This window comes from Arthrobacter sp. MDT2-3 (genome assembly GCF_059090465.1).
Genome location: NZ_JBNHFS010000005.1, coordinates 12,254 through 35,074, shown reverse-complemented (window position 1 = coordinate 35,074; position 22,821 = coordinate 12,254). Strand labels below are relative to the sequence as shown.

General features: G+C 64.6%; 17 protein-coding genes. 11 read left to right on the top strand and 6 right to left on the bottom strand.

Going from position 1 to position 22,821, the window contains the following annotated elements; genetic code table 11:
* Window positions 1–214: 214 nt before the first annotated feature.
* The 7 genes from AC5RUQ_RS15170 (at window position 215) to AC5RUQ_RS15140 (ending at window position 6,067) form a co-directional block, all read left to right on the top strand.
* Window positions 215–607, top strand: a complete 393-nt coding sequence (locus AC5RUQ_RS15170) for a hypothetical protein (RefSeq protein WP_493948185.1) — start codon at window positions 215–217, stop codon at window positions 605–607.
* A 732-nt stretch (window positions 608–1,339) separates the two neighbouring features.
* The gene (gene phnD, locus AC5RUQ_RS15165) at window positions 1,340–2,245 is read left to right on the top strand and encodes a phosphate/phosphite/phosphonate ABC transporter substrate-binding protein (protein WP_493948184.1); all 906 of its coding nucleotides are present in this window, start codon (window positions 1,340–1,342) and stop codon (window positions 2,243–2,245) included.
* Window positions 2,245–3,060, top strand: a complete 816-nt coding sequence (locus AC5RUQ_RS15160; protein WP_493948183.1) for a phosphonate ABC transporter ATP-binding protein — start codon at window positions 2,245–2,247, stop codon at window positions 3,058–3,060. The genes phnD and AC5RUQ_RS15160 overlap by 1 nt, the downstream gene beginning before the upstream one ends.
* Window positions 3,044–3,889 carry a phosphonate ABC transporter, permease protein PhnE gene (gene phnE / locus AC5RUQ_RS15155; RefSeq protein WP_493948182.1) on the top strand — a complete coding sequence of 282 codons (846 nt, stop codon included), beginning with the start codon at window positions 3,044–3,046 and terminating at the stop codon, window positions 3,887–3,889. Before AC5RUQ_RS15160 ends, phnE begins: the two co-directional genes overlap by 17 nt.
* A complete protein-coding gene (locus tag AC5RUQ_RS15150; RefSeq protein WP_493948181.1) occupies window positions 3,886–4,650 on the top strand; it encodes a tyrosine-protein phosphatase in 765 nt (254 codons plus the stop codon). Before phnE ends, AC5RUQ_RS15150 begins: the two co-directional genes overlap by 4 nt.
* Window positions 4,647–5,279: a TetR/AcrR family transcriptional regulator gene (locus tag AC5RUQ_RS15145; RefSeq protein ID WP_493948180.1), complete on the top strand. Its 633-nt coding sequence runs from the start codon at window positions 4,647–4,649 to the stop codon at window positions 5,277–5,279. Before AC5RUQ_RS15150 ends, AC5RUQ_RS15145 begins: the two co-directional genes overlap by 4 nt.
* 566 nt (window positions 5,280–5,845) lie before the next feature.
* Window positions 5,846–6,067, top strand: coding sequence for a three-helix bundle dimerization domain-containing protein (locus AC5RUQ_RS15140; RefSeq protein WP_493948179.1), 222 nt, complete (start codon window positions 5,846–5,848; stop codon window positions 6,065–6,067).
* Window positions 6,068–6,782: 715 nt separating this feature from the next.
* On the opposite strand, the gene AC5RUQ_RS15135 is transcribed toward AC5RUQ_RS15140, so the two are convergent.
* Complete coding sequence (locus tag AC5RUQ_RS15135) at window positions 6,783–7,286, bottom strand: universal stress protein (RefSeq protein WP_493948178.1); 504 nt, start codon at window positions 7,284–7,286, stop codon at window positions 6,783–6,785.
* A gap of 270 nt (window positions 7,287–7,556) precedes the next feature.
* Between AC5RUQ_RS15135 and AC5RUQ_RS15130 the strand changes: the two genes are divergently transcribed.
* The 4 genes from AC5RUQ_RS15130 to AC5RUQ_RS15115 all read left to right on the top strand — a co-directional run bounded on the left by AC5RUQ_RS15130 (window position 7,557) and on the right by AC5RUQ_RS15115 (window position 13,945).
* Window positions 7,557–7,745, top strand: a complete 189-nt coding sequence (locus tag AC5RUQ_RS15130; RefSeq protein WP_493948177.1) for a three-helix bundle dimerization domain-containing protein — start codon at window positions 7,557–7,559, stop codon at window positions 7,743–7,745.
* A 139-nt stretch (window positions 7,746–7,884) separates the two neighbouring features.
* Entirely contained in the window at window positions 7,885–11,838 is a 3,954-nt protein-coding gene (locus AC5RUQ_RS15125; protein WP_493948438.1) for a Pls/PosA family non-ribosomal peptide synthetase, read from the top strand.
* Window positions 11,839–11,894: 56 nt separating this feature from the next.
* Window positions 11,895–13,247: a M1 family metallopeptidase gene (locus AC5RUQ_RS15120; RefSeq protein ID WP_493948437.1), complete on the top strand. Its 1,353-nt coding sequence runs from the start codon at window positions 11,895–11,897 to the stop codon at window positions 13,245–13,247.
* A 38-nt stretch (window positions 13,248–13,285) separates the two neighbouring features.
* Window positions 13,286–13,945 carry a 4'-phosphopantetheinyl transferase family protein gene (locus AC5RUQ_RS15115; RefSeq protein WP_493948176.1) on the top strand — a complete coding sequence of 220 codons (660 nt, stop codon included), beginning with the start codon at window positions 13,286–13,288 and terminating at the stop codon, window positions 13,943–13,945.
* 133 nt (window positions 13,946–14,078) lie between these two features.
* Here AC5RUQ_RS15115 and glmS read toward each other — a convergent pair whose 3' ends face one another.
* The 5 genes from glmS to AC5RUQ_RS15090 all read right to left on the bottom strand — a co-directional run bounded on the left by glmS (window position 14,079) and on the right by AC5RUQ_RS15090 (window position 22,820).
* Window positions 14,079–15,965, bottom strand: coding sequence for a glutamine--fructose-6-phosphate transaminase (isomerizing) (glmS, locus tag AC5RUQ_RS15110; protein ID WP_493948175.1), 1,887 nt, complete (start codon window positions 15,963–15,965; stop codon window positions 14,079–14,081).
* A 135-nt stretch (window positions 15,966–16,100) separates the two neighbouring features.
* Window positions 16,101–17,801: an endo-1,4-beta-xylanase gene (locus AC5RUQ_RS15105; RefSeq protein WP_493948173.1), complete on the bottom strand. Its 1,701-nt coding sequence runs from the start codon at window positions 17,799–17,801 to the stop codon at window positions 16,101–16,103.
* Between the two features lie 36 nt (window positions 17,802–17,837).
* Window positions 17,838–19,625, bottom strand: a complete 1,788-nt coding sequence (locus AC5RUQ_RS15100) for a polysaccharide deacetylase family protein (RefSeq protein WP_493948171.1) — start codon at window positions 19,623–19,625, stop codon at window positions 17,838–17,840.
* A 53-nt stretch (window positions 19,626–19,678) separates the two neighbouring features.
* The gene (locus tag AC5RUQ_RS15095) at window positions 19,679–21,490 is read right to left on the bottom strand and encodes a polysaccharide deacetylase family protein (protein ID WP_493948170.1); all 1,812 of its coding nucleotides are present in this window, start codon (window positions 21,488–21,490) and stop codon (window positions 19,679–19,681) included.
* Complete coding sequence (locus AC5RUQ_RS15090; RefSeq protein ID WP_493948169.1) at window positions 21,483–22,820, bottom strand: glycosyltransferase family 2 protein; 1,338 nt, start codon at window positions 22,818–22,820, stop codon at window positions 21,483–21,485. Before AC5RUQ_RS15090 ends, AC5RUQ_RS15095 begins: the two co-directional genes overlap by 8 nt.
* Window position 22,821 lies beyond the last annotated feature (1 nt).

Here is a 22,821-nt window from a genome sequence, read left to right as displayed (position 1 = left end):
CAAACTTCGGCGCGCACTCCCCCTCCCGCTCCTTGCGTCGTGAATAGTAAGTGCGCTTTAAAGTTGTCTCAGGGGAACCCAACGTTAAGGGAATTGGGTTTTTGGGCTCAGGCATCGGCACCCCTCAAGGCCGTTGACCAGATTCGGATCCCGCGCTATACCTGCATTAAGTCAAGCAGCAGGCTTCCCTCAGGCGGCTCAGAGGGGACTCGCCGTGACTTCTGCTGCTCCCAGCAACCCTTCCCAACCGCGGCATGGCTCCAATGACTTTGTGCTGCCGGTCCTATGCGTCTCGGACGCCGACACTGCCCACGAATTGCCCCGCCGATGGCCATCCGTGCCCACCCGTGAGCTCGTACGCATCCAGGTCGCGCTCCTGCAGATCCAGCACTCAGGGCGCCAGGGCAGACCCCTCCACCTCCCCGGGCCATCCCAAGCGCTGCTCGACCTCGTAACTGTTGAACTGAGCCGACGGCGCGAAACCGTCGCAACTCGTTCCCATTCGGACAACCACGAGGACACTCCGATGGCCGGCCGCTTTGCACCGGTCTCCGATCCGCCCGGCACCCCCCGCGCAGTCGATCAGTTCATTCAAGACCAGGACTAATCCGCGAGGGCGGCAAGAACAGTACGTCCACGATGAGGAGCGTGGGGGTGGACAAAATTCCAGCGATAGTCCTCGTCATCGGTGCGGCCATCGCCTGGCTGGGTTTGGCGGTTGCCATCATCCTCCGAATCCGGAGGCGAAGGAGCGGGTCGTCACTGGTGCGATCTGAAGCACCCGCTGAGGCGCTGGCCTACCGGCACGGCCGACCCCGGCGTATTGTCACCGGTCACACGCCAGCACGACACCGCAGATTGAGGGTCCGGAAGATGCCCGGCCCCTGACACCATTGGACGGACCTCCCCGCATGAGTTCGGTGGGGTTAACCTCTGTTGGTGGACACCTGAAGTAGCGGGATCCTGGAATTCTGCGGGAAGGTGTTCTTGTGAGCACGACACGACGTAAATCCACTCCTGAGTATCGGTGGGAGCCTGCGCGCCTTGTCATTGATACACCATCCAGGGGGTCCAGTCTGTCGTGGACAGAGCCCAGGACACAGGAGCAATGACGCTCGGCCGCACTTGGGATTTCAGCACTCGTGCCGAAGTGCGCTGCCCGTGGCGACGGGGTTGGCGCGATGTCTGTGGAGTGGGCGTCCCAGCGTCCAGTGTTGTACATGACCGGACGTTAACCCATTGTTTGTTTTTCAGTACAGCGTTCTCGTAATTCGCGGTCACTTGGCGGAGTTTCGATATAGGCGTTCTCGAAACCCCACCATCTTCCGCGAAGGAAATCATGCGTTATCCCACTTTGCCCGCTCTCGGCATGCTCAGTGTCGGGGCCCTTGTTGCTCTGACCGGTTGCGAGGCGCCGGCAGCTGAACAGGCCAGCGACACTTCTGCGCCGATCACCATTGCCACCATTCCCCTGGGCGAGGATCCCACCCAGGCTAACCCGATCGAGGCCTTTGCCGAACTGCTCGAGGCTGAAACCGGGCGCCAGGTTGAGGTCACGGATGTGCCTGATTACCTCAGTGTTGTGGAAGCCATCCGCGGTGACCACGTGGACATCGGCATCATGAGCGGGTTCCCCTCGGCCCTTGCGGTCAACACCGGCGAGGTTGACTCCCTGATGGCGTGGGCCGGCAGCGATGACCCCGTCTCCACCTGCGTGGTACTGGACGGTTCGCCGGTGAAGAAGCTGGAGGACCTGCGGGGCAAGACCGTCGCGTTCGCCGATCAGGCGTCCAGTTCCGGTTACTTCATGCCCGTCTACATGCTGCACGAGGCAGGCTTGAAGAAGGGTGAGGATTACGAGGCCATCTTCGCCGGCGGCCACGAAGGAAGCTTCGCCGCCTTAAAGCAGGGCCAGGTGGACGCCGCCTGCACGGCCGTGATGCTGACCGAGCTGGGCGCTCCGATGTTTCCCTTTGCCGACGGCGAGTGGAGGGGTATCGGCCAGAGCCCGGCCATGGATGTGATGGGCAGCGTCCTGTCCCGGCAGTCCCTGGATACCGATACCCGCGAGCTCCTGCAGGAGGCGCTGCCGAACGTTTTCTCCGAGAAGAACGCCGAAGCCCTCGGTGCTTTGGGCAAGGGCTTCATCGGCCTCGAGGAAATCATTGACCCGGAGCCGGCGATCTTCAATTCCTTCGCCGAGATCGCTTCCGTCGCCGACGTGAAGCTTGAGGACCTCGGCTGATGAGTGCACCTACTGCTGCCGCAGCCGGGGCCGCCTCGGAGGTGAAGCAGGTCCTCCCATTGGTTTCGGTGCGAAACCTGGCCGTCGCCTACGGCGACCAGCCGGTCCTGGACGGCGTGGACTTGGACGTCCGCCCGGGGGAAATGGTCGCCCTCCTGGGCGCCTCCGGCTCCGGCAAATCGACCCTGATGAAAAGCCTGACCGGCTTCGCGCCCATCACGGCGGGCACCGCCCGTGTGGCGGGCTACGACGTCACCAACCTTCGGCACGGCGACCTGCGGAAACTGCGCTCCGACGTCGGGCAGGTCTTCCAGCAGTTCAATCTCCTTCCCCGCCTAAGCGTCCTGACCAACGTCCTCACCGGCGCCCTGCACAACGCCGGACCGGTCAATCTCGTGGGCGGATTCAACAGCGGGCACCGCCGACTGGCGATGCACTACCTGGACCGTGTGGGCATCGCGCACAAGGCCAAGGAACCGGCACGCGCACTCAGCGGCGGCCAGCAGCAGCGCGTCGCCATCGCACGCGCCCTGATGCAGCAGCCCCGGGTGATCCTGGCCGACGAACCGGTAGCGTCCCTCGACCCCAAACTCGCCGACTCGGTACTGGAGCTGCTCCGCGGCATCGCCAAGGAAGACGGTATCCCCGTCCTCGTCAGCCTCCACGTCCTGCCCCTCGCACTCGCCCACAGCGACCGCATCCTGGGCCTGCGCAACGGCAACCTGATCCTCTCCGCCCCCACGGGAGAACTCGACGCCCGCAAGCTCTCGGTACTTTACGACGAGGAAGGAGCCTCCCATGACCACCACCTCTGAACGCGAGGCCCCAGCCCAAACGCCACCAACTACCTTGGACCCTGCAGAACGGTTGCGCCTGGAACGGGCGTTCTCCGTGCCCCGCGCACGGTTCCTCACGGGCATACCGATCGCCGTCGTCGTGCTCCTCTGGTCCTTCTGGGGCGCCGAGTTCAACTTTGCCAAACTGGGCGAAGGCACCCTGAACATGGGCGAGTTCCTGTCCCGGCTCTTCCCGCCCGACTTTTCCAAGCTCGCCACCATCACCACCCTGCTGATCGAAACCATCCAGATGGCAATCGTGGGCACCGTCCTCGGCGCGGTGCTCTCCCTGCTGGTGGCCTTCGCCGCGGCGTCCAACATCGCCCCGCGCTGGCTCTACTACCCGGCACGCTGGGTCATGAACATCATCCGCTCGGTGCCGGACCTGGTGTTCGCGCTGATGTTCGTCTCGGCAGTCGGGCTTGGACCGTTCGCAGGCATCCTCGCCATGACCCTTGGCTCCCTGGGCTCCATCGGAAAGATCTTCGCCGAGGCCATGGAATCGGTGGACCGCGGCCCCATCACCGCCATGCAGGCAGTCGGAGCATCAAAACGCCAAGTCGTCCAGTACGGCATCCTCCCCCAGGCCGCCCCGCTGCTCACCTCGTACAGCCTGCTGCTTTTCGAAGGCAACGTCCGCGGAGCGACGATCTTGGGGCTCGTGGGCGCCGGCGGCATCGGTCTGGAGCTCACCACGGCCATGCGGATGTACAACTACGGACACCTCAGCGCCATCATCATTTGCATCATCGTGCTCGTCACGGTCATCGACCAGGGCAGCGCACTCATCAGAAGGAAAATCACATGACAACACCCACCATCGGCATCGAACTCAGCGCACCGGTCAACCTCCGGGACCTCGGCGGTATCCCCATCGAAGGAGGCATCCTCCGCGACGGGCTGGCGCTCCGGGCCGACGACCTGTCCGTCATCACGGACGAGGACGCACAGGCACTTGTGGACGGCGGACTCGCCGCCGTCATTGACCTGCGCACCAACGATGAGGCGGCAGTGACCGGCCGCGGCCCGCTTGCGCGCTACCGAGTTGCCTACCACCACCTGCCCCTCATGGAGAGCATCAGCGCCGGAATGCCCGACGGCGACGCGCCCGTGATCGAGCACGTCGCCATGGGCGAGATGTACGCGAGGATGGTGGAAAGCGCCGCGCCGCAACTCGCCAGCGCCCTCGGGATCATCGCCCTCGCGCCGGGGGCGACAGCGTTCCATTGCGCCGCTGGCAGGGACCGGACCGGCGTTCTGGCCGCAGTCCTCCTGCTCGCCCTCGGCGCCACCGACGATGACATCGTCACAGACTACGCCCGCACCTCCCCCAACATGCCCGCCATCCTGGAACGCACCAAGCCAACCATAGGCGCGCTCATGGCCCGCCTCGGATTCGACCTCGACGCCATGGCGGCCGTGACCATCTCCGAGGAACCGATGGACATAGCCATGCACACCATGCTCGCCCGGCTGCGGGAACGCCACGGTGACGTGCTGGCACCCCTGCGCGCAGCCGGGCTCGGTGAAGGAACCATCGCCCGCATCCGCGAACGGGCCCTTGCATGAGCGCAGCATCCACCGTCCCGGCCCCGGCGCGAGATGCGCGCCGGGGCCCCGGCCGCCCGCGCAACGACGACATCGATGCTCAGGTCCTCGCTGCAGTCCTGGAACTGATCGACGACAAAGAGGAAGTGACGGCTGCCCGGGTGGTGGGACGCAGCGGGATCAGCCGTGCCGCGCTCTACCGTCGGTGGCCCTCGCTCACCACGCTCGTCGCAGCAGCCCTGGATGTCGGACGTGAAGTTCCCCCAACCATCCCCAACGACGCTGGCCTACGCGAGGCCATCTTCGGCATGCTTTTCGGGGCCACCACGGAAGCCGGCATAACGGACTACCCGGAGGAAAGATTCCGCCAGCGGATCAGGCTTGTCATGGCCGACCGGGACCTGCAGAAGGCCTACTGGTCCTCCCATGTATCCCGGCGGCGCGCACCGATCGAAGCCGCCCTGCGCACCGGAATCGACCAGGGCGTACTCCGGCCCGACCTTGATCCCGAAGCCTGCTTCGACCTCATCGCCGGCGTCTTCTACTACCAAATCGTCGTCCGGGGAGACCGCCTCGACGACGAGCCCACCCGTGCACGGTGCCGGGCGGCCCTCGACGTGGCCTGGCGGGGCATGCTCGTCACAGGCTAGCTTTTGAAGGTGAGCCGGCAGGAAACTTCGCCGGCTCATTGACTGGGGAGGTTGAGCTCAAGTGCTTTGCAGGACGAGAGGTCACGAAGGCTGTGCGGACCCACCACGGGTCCTGGGCGCGCACGGCGTACCTGCCCTCCACCAGTGCGGTCTCCTCAAGTTCCAGCAATCGCCGCAGCCGCTGTAGGGGTGGGCTGACTCCTGAAAGGGTTCCTGAGACCAGGAGTCAGCCCTGGCTGGTCAGTACTCCGATGGAGGATAGAAGGAACCTCCCCATCGAGGCAGCACACCGCCACTCAGATATTCCTTCACGCACCCACTTCACACAACAGTTCTTCGATGGCTATTGGATGAACGTAATGTACCTACCTGCCGGGAGTCGCCCTAGGCTCCCTCCGTTCTACGCGTGGAAGGTTATTAGGCAGGGGCGGGCCGCTTCTGCGCGTTGATTTGTCGGGGCTGAGATCAACTAGGGCCAAAACGCTCATTGATGACACTACACAGGAGCCGGGACGGCGGACGTCTTGCCCTTGACGGTCACTACGGTGCCGTCCACACTTTAGTGGATGAGTGATGACCCCAAGGAACCCCTCGTCCTGCGCCTGGTTGAACGGCTGGCTGCCAGCTATCCGGAAACGCCCCGGCACCACATTGAGGGAGTCGTCGCAGACGAGTACGACATCTTAAACCACCATGCGCGCATCCGCAATTACATACCGATTCTGGTCGAACGCAGCGCATGGAACCGGCTCCACCGCGAGAGAACCCAACGCAGCCCCGACCGCTAGTCCCGCCATCCCTGGGCTGCTGACACGCCGCGCCGGACCGTGCAGGATCCGAGGTGCTGGCCGGCGGTTCCTGGACCGACGGGTGGCCGCAGGGGCAGCTGCTGAGTCTCTATCCCTGATGACTCTTGACCTAGGGCTGCCCGATATGGACCGTCATGACGTCCCGCGGGCGCTGCAGGCGTCACCCCCGGCGCCGTTGTTGTTTCCCGTCAGCCTGGGAGAAGAAGACGACTTTCCCTTCAAGGTCGGGGCAGCAGAGCCGGGATGTCCTTTACGCCCAGTACCTGTCGAAGCGGTTCAGCGTTGCTGAGGCGGTTCCGTCCACTGCTGTCGTCCCGCTGGCCGAACTCCTCGTGGAGCTCGCGCAGACGCTGGAGGAAGAGGAGGCAGCCACCGGGCCCGCAGGGAGAGAACCCACCGGCTGGATCGTGGCCGTTTGGGTTGACGGAATCCTAGGTCCTGATCCGCCAATGTCGGGCAGACCCAAGTCCAGGGTGGTCAGGGACAAGGTTGAACCGGCTGCGGCTTTACCCTCGCTCCTGAGCCGACCGCCGGTACTTTTAACCCCCGCACGACTCAACACTGCGGTAATCAGTCCCATCCGGGTCATCTTCAATGAGGCAGACGTGCTGTTCTTCTCCCAAGCGCGTCCCGGCTCCCCTTGATCTGTAGATCAAAAATGGAAACTCTCCCCGTTATGGACTGTACAAGAAGCTCAGCATTCGCGGACAACGACCACCGGCCTGTCCTGTGCCTGGACGAGTTTGTCCGCCACCGTTCCCTCCATAATCCTGCTGAGTTTGGCGAGGAGACCTGGCCGTCCGTTCCCGACCATGAGCAAGCTGGCGCCAGTGCTCGCAGCAAGTCGCGCCAGTGCAGAGCTGACGTCGCCGTGCAGTTCCCGGAAGGACCACGCTGTTCCGTCAGGGCCCAAAAGACCGGTGATACGCGAACGCACCTCGTTGGCAGGGTAGAGCGCCTCTTCGTTGACAACAGGATCAAGCGAAAGCGCCGTACGGATCCGTTGAGGTTCCCATTCCGTAAGAACACTGGACGGGTCCACGAAGGCACAAACAAGGTGGATGTTAAGATCAGCGGCCAGCTCTGCACCTGCGTATACGAGCAACGGCGGCACCGACCATGGGACCCCCAGAATCAGCGACCCTGCGTAAGCCATGTCGGCGCCCAGACTGGCGGAGAAGTTTTTGTATGCATCCATGCTCCCTGACGGCACTCAGCATGCGTGCTCACGCACGCTGCCCTGACCGAATTCAAGCATGCCCCGGGGCGGCGGCGCGTCAAATGTGAACCTGCGGGTCAGTATTCACCGGATGTTCACCGCAGTGCTAGGTGGGCACAGCTGGGCCGCACGCCTGATGCCGGCGAACGGCGCCGCAAAGCTACGCATGAAGCGGTGGCCTTAACCGGCCCTTGACGCCTCCGACATCCGCAATTTGTCGGATGGACCAGGACCCACAGGAAACCCCTTGTGCTACGCGTCGGTGATCGAGTGGCTGCAAGTTATCCGGAGACCCCCAGGGAACATATCCAAGGTATTGTCGCTGCCGAATACGACACCTTGGGCCGTGCCCGCATCCGCAGCTACATACCGATCCTGGTGGAACGCAGCGCCTGGAACCGGCTCCACCGGGAGACCTTCCACCGGCCACCAAGCTAATGATCGGCTCCAGAGCCTTTCCCAGGCGAAAGTGAATGGCCGCGACGCTGTTCATCGTCCGTTCACTCCGGCGGAGTAACTTCGGCCGGTGAATGTTTCTGATCTGACTGAACCAGCAGGGAAGCAGGCAGTATCCGTAGTGAACACCGGCGGACAGGCTCCCGGACACAATGGGCGTGCGGGGGCGTACTTGCCGCAGCTGGCTGCCGCGGAGAAGGCTGCACCGCCGCGGACCCTTGTCCAGGTCTTTGAGGAAACGGCCCGGCAGTTCCCTGACGCTTCCGCCCTCGACGACGGAAGGGTCTCCCTAAGCTACGCAGACCTCCACGCCGCCGCGAAGGAGTATGCCCGGCGCCTGCACGGCAACGGGATCGGAGCCGGCGACAAAGTTGGAATCCGCATCCCGTCGGGCACCAACGAGCTGTATGTAGCCATCCTCGCCACACTGCTGGTGGGTGCCGCCTACGTGCCGGTTGACGCGGACGACCCTGAAGAGCGGGCTGCCCTCGTCTTCGAAGAAGCCGGGGTGGCGGCCATCCTCCGCGCCGGTGGCATCTTCAGCGCAGGCAGGGAGGCGCCCTTCCCGGCACCCCGGCAACCCGGGGTTGAGGATGACGCCTGGGTCATTTTCACGTCCGGTTCCACGGGCAAACCCAAGGGCGTGGCGGTGACACACCGGTCAGCTGCCGCCTTCGTCGACGCCGAAGCCAGGCTGTTCCTTCCGGACCATCCAATCAACTCCTCGGACCGCGTCCTGGCGGGACTGTCGGTCGCCTTCGATGCGTCCTGCGAGGAGATGTGGCTGGCTTGGCGGAACGGCGCCTGCCTGGTGCCTGCCCCGCGGTCTCTGGTGCGCACCGGGATGGATCTGGGCCCATGGCTGATCACCAACGGGATCACCGTCGTGTCCACCGTTCCCACCCTTGCTGGGCTGTGGCCGGCCGAATCGCTGGATGCAGTCAGGCTCCTGATTTTCGGGGGCGAGGCCTGCCCGCCCGAGCTGGCAGCGCGGCTTGCCGTGGACGAACGCGAGGTCTGGAACACCTACGGGCCCACCGAGGCCACCGTCGTGGCTTGCGCCGCACGGATGGACGGATCGGGTCCCGTTCGGATCGGACTTCCCCTGGACGGGTGGGATCTCGCCGTCGTCGACGCCGCCGGCGTTCCCGTGGACGAGGGGCAGACCGGAGAACTGATCATCGGCGGTGTTGGCCTTGCCCGCTACCTGGACCCGGCCAAGGACGCGGAAAAGTATGCGCCCATGCACACGCTGGGATGGGACCGCGCCTACCGCAGCGGAGACCTTGTACGGTACGAGACTGAAGGCCTGGTCTTTGTGGGCCGGGCCGATGAGCAAGTGAAACTCGGTGGGCGCCGGATCGAACTGGGCGAAATCGACGCCGCGCTGCAGTCCCTGCCCGGCATCCAGGGCGCGGCGGCCACGGTCCAAAGCACCGCTGCCGGAAACCAGATCCTCGTTGGGTACCTGGTGCCGGCGACGGACACTTCCCCCGACCTTGACCAATTACGGAACCGGCTGGCAGCCCGGCTTCCCGCGGCCCTCATCCCACTGCTGGCCGTCGTCGACAGCCTTCCGGTGAAGACCAGCGGCAAGGTGGACCGCAATGCGCTGCCATGGCCGCTGGCGCAGGCGTCCGCAGGTGAAGGCGTAGCGCCGGACCTGGACGGGCCATCAGCCTGGATCGCTGATCAGTGGGCGGCCGTCCTGGGGACGCCATCGGACAGCCTGGACGCTGATTTCTTCGCCTACGGGGGCAGCAGCCTGGCCGCCGCCCGGCTGGTCTCCGCCCTCCGGGTGCGCTACCCCACCATCACCGTGGCTGACGTGTACGCCCGCCCGCGGCTTGGAGCACTGATCGAACTTGCCCGGCTTTCATCGCCCGACGGCGGCATGGCGGCTTCCGAGCCGATGGAACGTTCAGTGCGGCCTACCGCCCGTAAATCGCAGGTCTTCCAGATCGTGGCCGGGTTGCCCCTGCACGTGCTCGTGGCCATGCGCTGGCTGACATATCTGATGGCCATCAACAACGTCCTCGCCGCGTGCGGTGTCCTGAGCGGGGCCCCGACAGTGTCCTGGTGGTGGGTGCTGGTGTCCTGGCTGGCGTTTGTGAATCCGCTGGGCCGGATGGCCATCTCCGTGGCGGCGGCGCGCCTGCTTCTCCGCGGCGTGCTTCCCGGCAGTTATCCGCGGTCCGGGAAGGTGCACCTGAGGCTGTGGCTGGCAGAACAGATCGCGGACCTGTCCGGGGCGGTCAGCCTGGCTGGCGCCCCCTGGGTTCCGTACTACGCCCGGGCATTGGGCGCCAAAGTGGGCAAGGATGTTGACCTGCATTCCGTCCCGCCCGTGACCGGCATGCTGAGCCTGGGATCGGGCTGTTCAATCGAACCCGAGGTGGATCTTTCGGGTTGGTGGATCGACGGCGACCTGGTCCATATCGGACACGTACGGGTCGGCCCGGGCGCGACTGTTGGCTCGCGGAGCACCCTCATGCCGGGCGCCCGCATCGGTGCCGGATCCGAAGTCGCCCCGGGCTCGGCCGTCTTGGGCAAGCTCAAGGCGAACCAGCGCTTTGCGGGCTCGCCTGCCCAGCGCCTCGGGAAGGCACAGCAGGCCTGGCCCGCCCGGCCGCCCTCGGGCCTGAAATCGGTGCTGTCCTTTGGCGCCTACGCGCTGGCAGCGGCAGCCCTGGCGCTCATCCCCTTCGTCTCGGCAGCCCTTGGCGCCCTTCCGGTGATCGCCGCCGTCCGGGGCCAGGAGTCCCTGTTCTCGTCGTGGCCGGAACTGTTGTGGACTGTGCCTGCTGCCGCCGTCGTCTGGTTCCTGTCCAACATGGTCCTGACGGCCGCCGTCGTCCGTTTGCTTGGCCTGGGACTCCGCGAAGGCCACTACCGCGTCCGCAGCTTCACCGGCTGGCGGGTGTGGGCCACCGAACGCGTTCTGGACATGGCCAGGGACCTGCTCTTTCCCCTCTATGCAAGCCTGTTTACGCCGGTCTGGCTGCGGCTGTTGGGGGCAAAAGTGGGCCGGAACGTTGAAGCATCCACAGTGCTCCTGTTGCCTTCCATGACTACGGTGGGCGACGGCGCTTTCCTGGCCGATGACACCATGATTGCCTCCTATGAGCTCGGCGGCGGGTGGATGAGGATCGCTCCGGCGAAGATCGGCAAGCGGGCGTTTCTGGGAAATTCGGGCATGACCGGGGCAGGACGCAGCGTGCCCAAGAACTCGCTGGTGGCTGTGCTGTCCGCGACGCCCGCGAAAGCGAAATCGGGGACGTCCTGGCTGGGCAGCCCGCCGGTGCGTCTCCGCCGCGCACGGATGGAGGTTGACCAGAGCCTGACCTATGACCCGCCGCTGAGGCTGAAGATCTACCGCTCCTGCTGGGAACTGTGCAGGGCTGTTCCCGTCATCCTCACCGCAGCCATCGCCGTCGCCATCCTTGCCGTCCTGGACTGGATCGCCGGAACCGCCGGATATGCCGCCGCCGCTGTGCTCGGGGCGCCCGTGCTGCTGGCAGCCGGGGCTGTGGCCGCGGCAAGCTCGGTAGCGGCCAAGTGGCTGCTCGTGGGGAAGATCGATGCACGGGAGCACCCCCTGTGGAGTTCATTCATCTGGCGCAACGAGGTGGTGGATACCTTCATCGAGATGGTCACGGCGCCGTGGTTCGCGCGCGCTGCCGCGGGCACCCCAGCCCTTGTGTGGTGGCTGCGTGGCCTTGGTGCCAAGATCGGCTCCGGCGCCTGGTGTGAAAGCTACTGGCTGCCCGAGGCGGATCTGGTCACGCTGGGTGAGAACTCCACGGTGAACCGCGGCTGCGTCATCCAGACCCACCTCTTCCACGACCGGGTGATGAGCATCGACACCGTTACGCTTGAAGCCGGGGCAACCATGGGCCCGCACGGAGTAATTTTGCCTGCAGCCCGAATTGGTGCCGGCGGCACAGTGGGTCCGGCATCGCTTGTGATGCGTGGCGAGACCGTTCCGGCGGCCAGCTACTGGATCGGGAATCCGGTCAGCCCATGGGCTTCCCCGGCCGCAGCCGTTCCCGCCCGAGAGGCCCAGCTACAGTGACCGCACACCAGGAGCACGTACCAGGCGGGCAGCGGACAGCCGTCCCCCGCAGTCCGCTGCCCGATCCCTACACGCCAGGTCACGGATCCGCAGATTACGGCGTCACCCGCTACGAGCTGTACCTCGACTACCGCGTGTCCACCAACAGGCTCTCCGGCCACGCCGCCATCACAGCCCGCTCCCACGTTGAGCTGGCCACCATCATGCTGAACCTGGCCGGGCTGCGGGTACTGAAGGTTCAACTGGACGGGCAGCGTGTGCAGAGATTCAGCCAGCGGGGGCACCAGCTCTTCATCGTCCCCGGCCGTCCCGTGCCCGCGGGCAGCGACTTCAGCCTTGATATCCGGTACGAGGGCTCCCCCGGTCCCCTGCGCGGCAACTGGGGCGAAGTGGGCTGGGAAGAGCTCACCGACGGGGTGCTTGTGGCCGGGCAGCCCACCGGCGCGCCGTCCTGGTTTCCCTGCAATGACCATCCCAGCCAGAAAGCCAGCTTCGGGTACACCATCACCACAGAGGCCAACTACAGGGTGGTCTGCAACGGTGTGCTGGTCTCGCGCCATGCCAAGGCCAGCCGCGAAACCTGGGTCTTTGAACAGCCTGAGCCCATGGCCACCTATCTGGCCACGGTGCAGATCGGCCGCTACGACCTTGGGCCCCTGGCCTTCCAGCCCCACCTTCCGGGCCACCGCCCGGGCACCGCGGACGACGGCGGCCAGCGTCAGGTCCCGCAATTCGTTGCGGCACCCCCGGCCCTCATGGCCACCGCCGCTGCTGCCCTCGGGCGGCAAGGCCAGATGATGGAGACTTTCGAGACCTGCTTCGGCCCGTACCCCTTCCCCGGTTACACCGTGGTGGTGGCGGACGACGATCTCGAAATCCCCCTGGAAGCGCAGTCGCTGTCTGTTTTCGGTCCGAACCATCTCAACCAGCAATGGGAGGCCCAGCGGCTCATTGCCCATGAACTTGCCCATCAGTGGTTCGGAAACTCCCTGACCGCCACCTCCTGGGCCGACATCTGGCTGCACGAGGGGTTCGCCTGCTACGCCGAGTGGATCTGGTCCGAAGCCTCCGGAAACACCACGGCACAGCAGAGGGCACAGTGCGCCTGGCAGGGACTCTCCTCCCAGGCGCAGGATTTGCTGGTGGGTGACCCCTCACCGGAGCTGATGTTCGATGACCGCGTCTACAAACGCGGCGCCCTTGCCCTCCATGCTTTGCGCCACGCCACTGGGGATGCGCTGTTCTTCGAAATCCTCAGAACGTGGACGCACCGTTACCGCTTTGGCAGCGTCACGACAGCTGATTTCATGGACACAGCCGATCAGGTTTGCATCGAACTCCCCGGATTCAACGCCCGCGCCGTTCTGAACCCTTGGCTCTATGAGCCAGCACTTCCCCCGCTCCCGTGACGCCGTTAGGTCAGAGGGTCTCGCTGGCGGCCGTTCGGTTGTCCGACGTCGACCTGGGCCTGGTGCATGTCCTGGATGAGGCGGAGCTGGCCAGGACTTCGACTTTCCGCTCCCCCGCCCTGCGGGACGCCTTCCTGGCCGGCCGCATAGCGTTGCGCCTCCACATCAGTGCGCTGACCGGGGACAGCCCAAAGTCCCTCAAGGCCGACTACTTCTGTCCAGCCTGTAGCAATCGAACCGACCCGGGACACGGGATCCCGCGGTATCAGTTCCCTTCCTCTGACGCCCGTCTTCGCGTCAGCCTCAGCCGGTCCGGGAACTGGTGCCTACTGGCCGCCAGCCTTGACGACGGTATCGCCGCTATCGGCGTGGACATCGAGAACGGGGCCGCAGCAGACTTTGACGGGTTCGCGTCGCTGGCGATGACAGCCAATGAGCGTGGCCTGCTGCAAGAAGTGCCCCCCGCGCTGACGGCCAAACTCCAAACCCGCCTCTGGGTCCGCAAGGAAGCCGTCCTGAAAGCACTAGGGACGGGCCTGGCAACGGCCCCTTCCCTGGTTGACGTGTCCACGCCGACCCCTGCAGGAGTGCGCGGGCCCGCGCTATGGAAGGTCGAAGATATCAGCCCCGCCAGTGTCGGTCTTCCGGAAGACTTTGTTGCCTCGATCGCTACCCGGCAACGGAGCGACGCCCAGTAACACTGGCCCGGGCCGGCGATCCCTGCTGCTGGCTCTGCGGGGCCCGTTTCTCCGGGGCGCCGGAGTCTTACTGCCTCCGCGACCAGTTTGAGGGCGAGGTCGGCGAGCTGTTCGGCACCGCCCCGTGTGCCGGTTATTCGACGGTGACGCTCTTGGCGAGGTTGCGGGGCTGGTCCACGTCGTAGCCCTTGGCTGCAGCGAGTTCCGCGGCGAAGATCTGCAGCGGGACGGTGGTCAGCAGCGGCATCAGCAGGGTGGGGGTTTCGGGGACGTAGAAGACGTGCTCGGCGTAGGCCTTGACCGCTTCGTCGCCTTCCTCGGCGATGACAAGGGTGCGGGCGCCGCGGGCGCGGACTTCCTGGATGTTGGACACGACCTTGGCGTGCAGCGAGTCGCGGCCGCGCGGGGACGGGACCACCACGAACACCGGCTGGCCTTCATCGATCAGGGCGATGGGGCCGTGCTTGAGCTCACCGGCGGCGAAGCCCTCGGCGTGGATGTACGCGATTTCCTTCAGCTTCAGCGCACCTTCAAGGGCCACCGGGTAGCCGACGTGCCGGCCCAGGAACAGCACCGACTTCTCGTCAGCCATGGACCGGGCCAGTTCCCGCAGCGGCCCTGCGTTGTCCAGGATCTTCTGGATCTTGGCCGGGATCTTGTTCAGGTCCGCGAGGACGTCCTTGATGTCACCTTCATCTACGTTGCCGTGCAGCTGTGCCAGGTACAGGCCCAGCAGGTACGCGGCGGTGATCTGCGCCAGGAACGCCTTGGTGGAGGCCACAGCGATTTCCGGGCCCGCGTGTGTGTACAGCACGGCGTCGGATTCACGCGGGATGGTGGAGCCATTGGTGTTGCAGATCGAGATGGTCTTCGCGCCCTGCTCGCGGGCGTACCGGACGGCCATCAGAGTGTCCATGGTCTCGCCTGACTGGCTGATCGAGACCACCAGGGTGTTCTCGTCCAGGATCGGATCGCGGTAGCGGAACTCGTGTGCGAGCTCCACCTCGGTGGGGATCCGGCACCAGTTCTCGATCGCGTACTTGGCCACGGTGCCGGCGTACGCGGCGGTACCGCAGGCCAGCACGATGATCTTATTGACCTGCTTCAGCCGTTCAACATCGATCCGCAGCTCATCAAGGGTCAGCTTGCCGTTGATGTCCGACCGGCCCAGCAGGGTCTGCGCCACGGCGTCGGGCTGGTCATGGATTTCCTTTTCCATGAACGAGCTGAAACCGCCCTTTTCCGCCGAGGCGGGGTCCCAGTCCACGTGGTATTCCTTGCCCTCGGCCGGCTTGCCGAAGAAGTCCGTGATCTCCACCGTGTCCGCCGTGATGGTGACGATCTGGTCCTGGCCCAGCTCCACGGCGCGGCGGGTGTAGTCGATGAACCCGGACACGTCCGAACCCAGGAAGTTTTCGCCCTCGCCCAGGCCCACCACCAGGGGCGAGTTGCGGCGGGCGGCAACCACGACGTCGGGCTGGTCCGCGTGGACCGCCAGCAAGGTGAAAGCGCCCTCCAGGCGCTGGCAGGCCAGCTCCATGGCCCGGGTCAGGCCGCCGTCGGAGGTGTCCCCGCCCAGCTTGTTCCGGAAGATATCCCCCAGCAGCGCCGCGGCCACCTCGGTGTCCGTCTCGGAAAGGAACGTTACGCCCTTGTCCAGCAGCTCAAGCTTCAGCTCGGCGAAGTTTTCGATGATGCCGTTGTGGATCACGGCGAGTTTGCCGTCATCTGCCAGGTGCGGGTGCGCGTTCCGGTCCATCGGACCACCATGGGTCGCCCAGCGGGTGTGGCCGATCCCGGTGACGGTTTCCGGCAGCGGACGGGCCTCCAGCTCGGCAATCAGGTTGCTCAGCTTCCCCGACTTCTTCCGCGACTCAATCAAACCCCGGGACACCACAGCGACCCCTGCGGAGTCATAGCCCCGGTACTCCAGGCGCCGCAGTCCCTCCAGGACAACATCGAGCGCACTGTGATTCCCGCCGTTACCAGAACGGCCCACATACCCCGTGATTCCACACATAAAAGGTCTCCTGAACTAGGATTTTGGCTAATTTCCTGTGCTCTGTAAGGCACTTCCAACAGCCGCCCCCGTCCGGGTTTGATTGTGGCAGGGAAGCGGTGGTTCGAGAGCAGGGCGGTCAATAGCCCCGTGCCGTCAGCCGCCCATGGCACGCTTCACCGCGTCGTATGCGGGGGTGGGCCGGCCGTTGTTGAACAGGTGGTCGTGGCCCTGCCGCAGGTTGCCGCCGTCGTCGATCCACCAGTCGTAGCGGTCATCCACTCCCCAGGTGGTGTAGGAGACGCAAGTGGGCGAGTGGAGGCAGGTGGCCAGCACGGTGGCGTACTGTTTCGCCTGGGCGTTCGTCCCCTGGCCGTCCGTAACGTCGTTTTCCGAGATGCGGACGTGCAGCCCGGCGTCGCCGAAGCGGTTGAGCGTGCGGGTGAGGTGTTTAGCGGAGATGGCGTCCGTCTCGAGGTCATAAACGTGGGCCTGTAGGCCTGCTCCGTAGATGTGCCCGCCCTTGGCGTTGGTGTCCCGGATGAGCTGGAGCAGGGCGTCCTGGCGCCGTCCCGGCACGTCGGCACCGTTTTCATTGATGTACTGCTTGACCTGCGGATCGGCGGCGTAAACCGCTTTGGAGATGATCGCCGGATAGTCCGGGCCGAAGACGCGGTACCAGGTGTTCTGCTGCATGCTGGTCCCCTGGTTCACGTCGAACGGCTCGTTGACGACGTCCAGGGATGCCAGCCGCCCCTTGAAGTGCATTGTTACGGTGGTGACGTAGTCCAGCAGCACGTCGGCGCTGGCCCGACGCTCCTGTTCGGAGTCTGCGGGGAGCTCCTGCATCCAGCGGGGCATGGCCTCGGTGAAGGCAATGGTATGGCCATGTACCACCATGCCTTTGGCTTGGGCCATTGCCAGGATCGCATCGGCTTCCTCGAACGTGTACACCCCCTGCTGCGGGGAAAGGAATTGCGGCTTCATGGCGTTCTCTGGGGTAAGGGCACCGAAGTTTTCGACGAACTCCCGCGCGTAGTCCCCGTCACCGGTGAGGGGGCCCAGGGCCACGGCCGCTCCGACCAGGAAGTCCGGTCGGATCCTGGCAGCCAGAGCCTGCAGTCCGTCGGCTGACCGCTGCACGCCCGAGGCGGCAGCACCGGAGGTGCGCAGGCCCGCGCTTACCGGTGCAACCGCCTTCAGAGAGGTGATTTGAAAGTCTCCGGAATCACTGGAGAAGCCAAGCCACAGGGACCCTGACGAGAACACCTTGCCGAAAGGCAGTGAGGAAAGCGCGTCGCTGCCGCTGCTGACCGTGAGCGTATCGCCCAAGCGGTGTACCGTGAGCGCGGCGCCCGGGTCCTTCACCGTTTGGTGCTCCTCGTGCACTGGCACCGGCTTGGTGACGTCCTTCTTCTGAGTTCCGTCAAACACTGCGATGTTCAGGTCAGTGCCTTGGAGCGTCAGCCGCAGGCCTGGCGGTTCGACGCGGAACTCGTCCGCGATGACGGGGGGCCGGTCATAGACAGCCCAGGACGCGTCCGCGGTTACATTCGCGAACGTTGCGCTGAGCGAAAACTCCCCGCCGACCACCAAGTGGGTGCCGGCCAGGTTGAGCGGCGGGTTCGGCTGGCCGCCCTCCCCGCTCTGCTCCACAATGCGTCTGGCGGTGGGAGTGATCTGAAGGCCGCCGCTGCCCGTCCGGATCCCGGGAACTTCCCGCCAGTCCCCGCGCAGCAGGTCAACCGTGTTTTCTGGCTTAGGAGGAGAGCTGCTGTACAGGATGCCCAGTATAAAAAGGACCACGAGAATGGCGGACGCCATTCCCAACACCAGTGCTTGCCGTCGTTCCGCCATCCCGCCTCCTCTTCCCCGTGCCAGGACGTGGTGCTGTTAGGACTTGGTCCAGCGGACGTCGTCGAAGTATGCCTGCAGCCCTGAATTGCCCTGGACGATGACCTGCACACTTGCCTTGGCCACGGAGCTGGTGCTCGGTGAATAGGTGAGATCGACGTTGGTCACGCCGGCAGCCGATACCCCGAGCTTCCACTGCCCGGAGATCCACTGCCCGGCGGCGTTGTACTCGTCAATGTAGAAGCCCATCTCGCCGCTGGTCCGGGCCGTAATGTTGAGGTAGCTGGCGATTTTGTAGGTCCCGGGTGTGACAGCGACCTGAGGGGAGAACAGGTGTCTGTTCGCCGTGGTAGCCGTCATTTTCACCGAATTCACTGGATTGGCAGGGCTTCCGCGGTTGGCGCCGTCTGCCTGGATGGTGGACGCCGAGTCAGTCCTCCAGCCTGAGCTGATGCCGGCATCGAACGCGCCGTTGGGCACGAGGTTGACGGATGCCGGCGGGGTCGACCCGGCGGCAAGCGCCAGCATCTGAACATTATCCAGATACGCTGTGATGCCTGTTCCTGTGACATAGACCTGCAGGCTCGCCGACGCCACGCTGGTGGAGCTCGGGGTGTAGCTGAAGTTCATGGACTGTACCCAGCGGGTGTTCTCCCGCTTGCGGAACTGCCCGGAAATCCATTGCCCGGCGGCGTTGTACTCGTCGATGTAGAACCCGACCTCACCGGAAGAGATTGCCGCGACGTTGACGAAGGACTTGAACAGATAGTTAGTCCCTGCCGTGACCGGCACCTTCGGCGAGAACAGGTGGCCAGCCGCTGAACCGGAGACTATCTTCACCGACCTGGCGGAGTCGGGGTAGTTCCCGTTATTTCCATTGTCAGCAGTAATGGTGGACGGGGCGTCGGTGCGCCAGCCGTCGGCAATCCCATTGTTGAACGTCGGATTGGCGAGCAAGTTGGGGCTGCCGTTCACAAGGCCTTTGCTGATATTGACGTTCCTGATTTGGCCGGCCGCCACTTTGCTCTGCACGTAGGCGGCCAGCTGGTCGAGTTCGGCCGTACCGTACTGGTAGTCGTCTGGGTTCTGGCTCGGCGAGGGCCGGATGTCGTGGAACGTGAACACAGCCCAGGTCTTGTTCGTAATTGCCTCGTCCACCTTTGCCTTCAGGGTGGCGACGGGTGTGGTTCGCTCCTGCACGGGAATGTTACGGATCAGGTAGTCACCGAGCGGCCAGGGGTTGTTGCCGGTATCGGCGAAGCCGCGCATGGAGCTGTAGTACTTGGCTATCTGGGCGAGTGCTGACATGTCGTAGTCACCGTAGGGCGGGGCGAACGCGGTGGCGTTGAAGCCGTGTGCCGCCAGTGTTGCCTTGCTGTTGGCCAGCTCGGCATCGACTTGGGCTGCCGTCAGCTTGGTGGCCTGGCAGTCATCGCCCACGCTGACAAGGCATAGGTGGTTCACGGTGTGGGAGCCGATTTCCCAGCCGTAGGTGTTCTGCAGCTGGGTGATCTGGTCCCATGTCATGTAGGGCACATCGGTGCTGGCGCGGCACGTATTGGGCACGGTGGTCATGCCGACGCAGTTGGTGTTGACGTAGCTGGTTCCGGTGAGCCCGTATTTCTTGAGGGTTGGGGCGGCCTGCGTCAGGGCATTCTGCATGCCGTCGTCGAAAGTGAAGGACACCAGCGGGGTTGGTGCGGGGTTGTCCACGGCTGCGTTGGCGGCCGTCGGAGTCAACAGTGCGGCAGCGACAGCCCACACCGCCACCCCGATGGTCAGGAGCCTGGCGCGATGCCACGCCAATCTTGCTCTGGTATTGATCATGACTTTTTCCTTTTCTTGGGGTGGCGAAGGCGCCGCGAAGCACCGCATGGTGGTCAGGGGCCCTGCAGCTGCTCGACTGCCTGGGCGACCGGTTGGACTTGGATGCCGCTGTCGTCGATGAGCTGCAGCTGGGTGGCGAGGACGTCGCTGGTGATGGTGCTCCTGTCCACCGCAATGGTGTTTTTCACTGTGCCCGACGAGTCCGGGGCAGCGACTTGGTGGTAAACGAGGATGAGCCAGCCGTTGGATCTGGAGGTCTCGGCGAGTGCCTCCTTCAACGTGTCCGGCGTCGTCTGGTCAGTGATGTAGAGGACCTTCAGGTCGCGCAGGTCAAGGTTTTGCCTGGTATTGATGCCATCGTCCGTTCCGCGCACAAGCCGGAAATACTTGTTCGCGTACCAGTCCACTTGGGCGTCGGAGCGCCCATATGGGGGTGCCAAGTCATCGGTAGGAAGGCCGGCGGCCGCCAGGGACTCCTCGCTCCTGCGCAACTCGTCGTCCAGCCGGTCCCTGCCGACAGAGGTGAGGTCGACGTGCTGGTAGCTGTGGGCGGCGATTTCGTGTCCGGCCTGGTGCATCTGCTGGACCTTTGCCGCGGTGATGAAGTTGGGCGTTTCGATCGAGCTGGGGTTGACGTACTGGGTGGACCGGAAGCCATGTTTGTCCAGCAAGGGCAGGGCGCGGTCGTACACGGACTGCCAGCCGTCGTCGAATGTGAGCGAGACTATGGGCTGGCTCCAGCGCAGCGGACCCGGTTTGGTGATGTCGGTGAGCGAATAGTCACGGACGCCTGTGGTGCCGTTTCCGTGTGAAATCAGGGTGACCATTGCGGTGGTCGCCCCGTCCGGAACCTGGAACGCTTCGGTGATGGTGGTCCATTCCCCCGCCGGCGGCACGGTCTCAAGGTTCCGGAACTCGCGCCCGCCGCCCGCGAGCTCAAATTCGGCCACGACATCAACCTCGCGGTCCGACTTGTAGGCCGCGCCGAACCTGAAGTAGCGGTCCGGAGCCGCCGGAACGGGCTGGTACTGCCACTTCGCTTCGCCGTTCTGGTAGTTCCCGATGCGGGTCCAGAGGAAGCTGCCGCGGCTGTCCTCACCGCGCCCGGACTCAACCGTTGCCGTCCCCGAAGAGTACGGCGACCAGAATGCCGGCTGGCCGGGCTGGATACCGGCGAAGCCGGGATTTGGGATCAGGTTGGGTCCCGCGGTTGCGGCTGGCGGCACGAGGACATCGTCCGCTGGCTCCAGGTATGTGCCCTCCACACTGATGGTGCCCGCGGAATAGAGGCGGAAGACGTACTCCACCGCGGTGACACTTTCGCCGCTGTTGAACGCGTCGCTCACCGTGAAGGCCGACGTGCCTGGCCGTTCCAGTGGGTTCCGCAGCTGCTCCAGCCTGGAGCTGCCGTCCTTAAGGTGCTTCCTTACGAGTAGCCTGAAATTCGCATTCGTGGTGGCGAACGCCTTGAAGAAATAGCTCTTGCCGGTAGCGACATCCACCCGCGGGCTGGTGAGCGTGACATCGCCCGTGGCGTACTGGGTGATATCAAGTTTCAGAGCCTGTCCGCCCATTTGCCCAGCCACCAGCCCTAAGGAAGTCTCCGCATCCCCGCTGTGCGCGGCAGTCCAGCCGCCGGAAGAAGCCAGCGACGATCCGGCCGACGGCGACGGGCCGGGTGTCGCCGGAGGTCCCACTATGGCGGGAAAGAGCGCGGGCAGCAGGTTGGCTCCGGGCCTCGCTTGGGCGAAGCTGCCCATTCTTCCGGTATACGCCATCCATCCGGCGCTCATCAGGAGGACCAGGACGGTGATGATGACGAGTGGATTCAGCAGAACTCGGCGGACTCCCCGGAGCTTAGCCATGGCTTATCACCGCCACGCTGCCTGCCCGCTGCGGAGACTTCCAGGTGTTGATCTCGGGTCGCCGGACCAGGCCTCGCGCCCGCATGATGCAGCGGACCGCAGCCACCAGCTGCACCAAGTCCATGATGTAGAACAAAAAGTAGGCTGTCGGCGCGTACATGCACAGCCTCGTTTGTTCCCGCGGTGAAAGGTTTTCATCCATCAGGATCGTCAGCAGCGTGTAGGCAGTGATGGTGGCATAGGCGCCGATGATCAGGGCAGGGGTGTAGGTGGCCAGCGACCAGTAGATGGCGTACGTCCAGGCCAGGGGCGAGATGAGCAGGGTGAACTCGCTCAGCAGGGCCATGGGCATCCGGTAATAGGTCAAGGTGCGGCTGTAGCGTCGGCTGGAGTTCAAGGTCAGGGCGCGGTACTTGATGAGGTTCTGGATGCTTCCGTACTTCCACCTGTAGCGCTGCTTGGCCAGCGCGCGAAACGTAAGCACGCCCTCTGTCTTGGCCACGACGTCGGCGCCGTAGACCAGGCGGAAGCGGCGGTTACCCAGGTTCGTGATCTTCGCGCTGAGGCCGATGTCCTCCGTCAGCGTGTCCGTGTCGTAAAAGTCGACCTTGCGCAGCACGCGCATCCGGTACGTGGACGCCACACCGCCCACTACAAACTCACAATTCAGCAGCGAGTACAGCTTTTTGGACCGGTAGCCGATCATGTGTTCAAAGCGCTGCAGGATGCCCAGGGCCGTAGTCTCCTCCATGATCTGCACGTTGGCTGCGACACCCGCGACGTACGGGTCCTCGAAGTAGCTGAGCGCATTCTTGATGGCGTCCCGCCTGATGATGGAATCCGCGTCGAGCGTCATGACGAACTGTCCGCGTGCATGCCGGCGAAGCGCTGCATTGAGCGCCGCACCTTTGCCAACATTCTTTTTCATCCTCACCATGCGCAGGTCCATTTCCGGATGACGCAGTTGGTAATCACGGACCAGCCGCCCAGTGAGGTCACCGGAGGCATCGTCAGCGACCAGGACCTCGAAGGAACGGTAGGTACTCCGCCGGATCGATTCGAGGGTCCGCACGATCACGGCCTCCTCGTTGTGAGCCGCGATCACCACGGTCACCAGCCCTGGCACCTCGGGGAACCCTTTGCGGGTCCAGGTGGCCGTCCCCGCACACTCAGGCTGGTACGTGGCGGGGAGCCGGACACCCTTGATGCCCTTTCGCCGCTGCTGCCAAACGTCGTAAAAGTTGGCCCCCGCCAGGTAGAGGCCAAAGTGCACGAGATAAAGGATGCTGACGCCCGCGAAGAGCCAAAAGACCAAGAGGGCGAAGTCCATA

Excerpts from the sequence above, each read along its gene's own strand:
- phnD (WP_493948184.1), top strand. The coding sequence starts at position 1,340 with ATGCGTTATCCCACTTTGCCCGCTCTCGGCATGCTCAGTGTCGGGGCC.
- AC5RUQ_RS15160 (WP_493948183.1), top strand. The coding sequence starts at position 2,245 with ATGAGTGCACCTACTGCTGCCGCAGCCGGGGCCGCCTCGGAGGTGAAG.
- phnE (WP_493948182.1), top strand. The coding sequence starts at position 3,044 with ATGACCACCACCTCTGAACGCGAGGCCCCAGCCCAAACGCCACCAACT.
- AC5RUQ_RS15150 (WP_493948181.1), top strand. The coding sequence starts at position 3,886 with ATGACAACACCCACCATCGGCATCGAACTCAGCGCACCGGTCAACCTC.
- AC5RUQ_RS15145 (WP_493948180.1), top strand. The coding sequence starts at position 4,647 with ATGAGCGCAGCATCCACCGTCCCGGCCCCGGCGCGAGATGCGCGCCGG.
- AC5RUQ_RS15140 (WP_493948179.1), top strand. The coding sequence starts at position 5,846 with ATGAGTGATGACCCCAAGGAACCCCTCGTCCTGCGCCTGGTTGAACGG.
- AC5RUQ_RS15135 (WP_493948178.1), bottom strand. The coding sequence starts at position 7,286 with ATGGATGCATACAAAAACTTCTCCGCCAGTCTGGGCGCCGACATGGCT.
- glmS (WP_493948175.1), bottom strand. The coding sequence starts at position 15,965 with ATGTGTGGAATCACGGGGTATGTGGGCCGTTCTGGTAACGGCGGGAAT.
- AC5RUQ_RS15105 (WP_493948173.1), bottom strand. The coding sequence starts at position 17,801 with ATGGCGGAACGACGGCAAGCACTGGTGTTGGGAATGGCGTCCGCCATT.
- AC5RUQ_RS15100 (WP_493948171.1), bottom strand. The coding sequence starts at position 19,625 with ATGATCAATACCAGAGCAAGATTGGCGTGGCATCGCGCCAGGCTCCTG.
- AC5RUQ_RS15095 (WP_493948170.1), bottom strand. The coding sequence starts at position 21,490 with ATGGCTAAGCTCCGGGGAGTCCGCCGAGTTCTGCTGAATCCACTCGTC.
- AC5RUQ_RS15090 (WP_493948169.1), bottom strand. The coding sequence starts at position 22,820 with ATGGACTTCGCCCTCTTGGTCTTTTGGCTCTTCGCGGGCGTCAGCATC.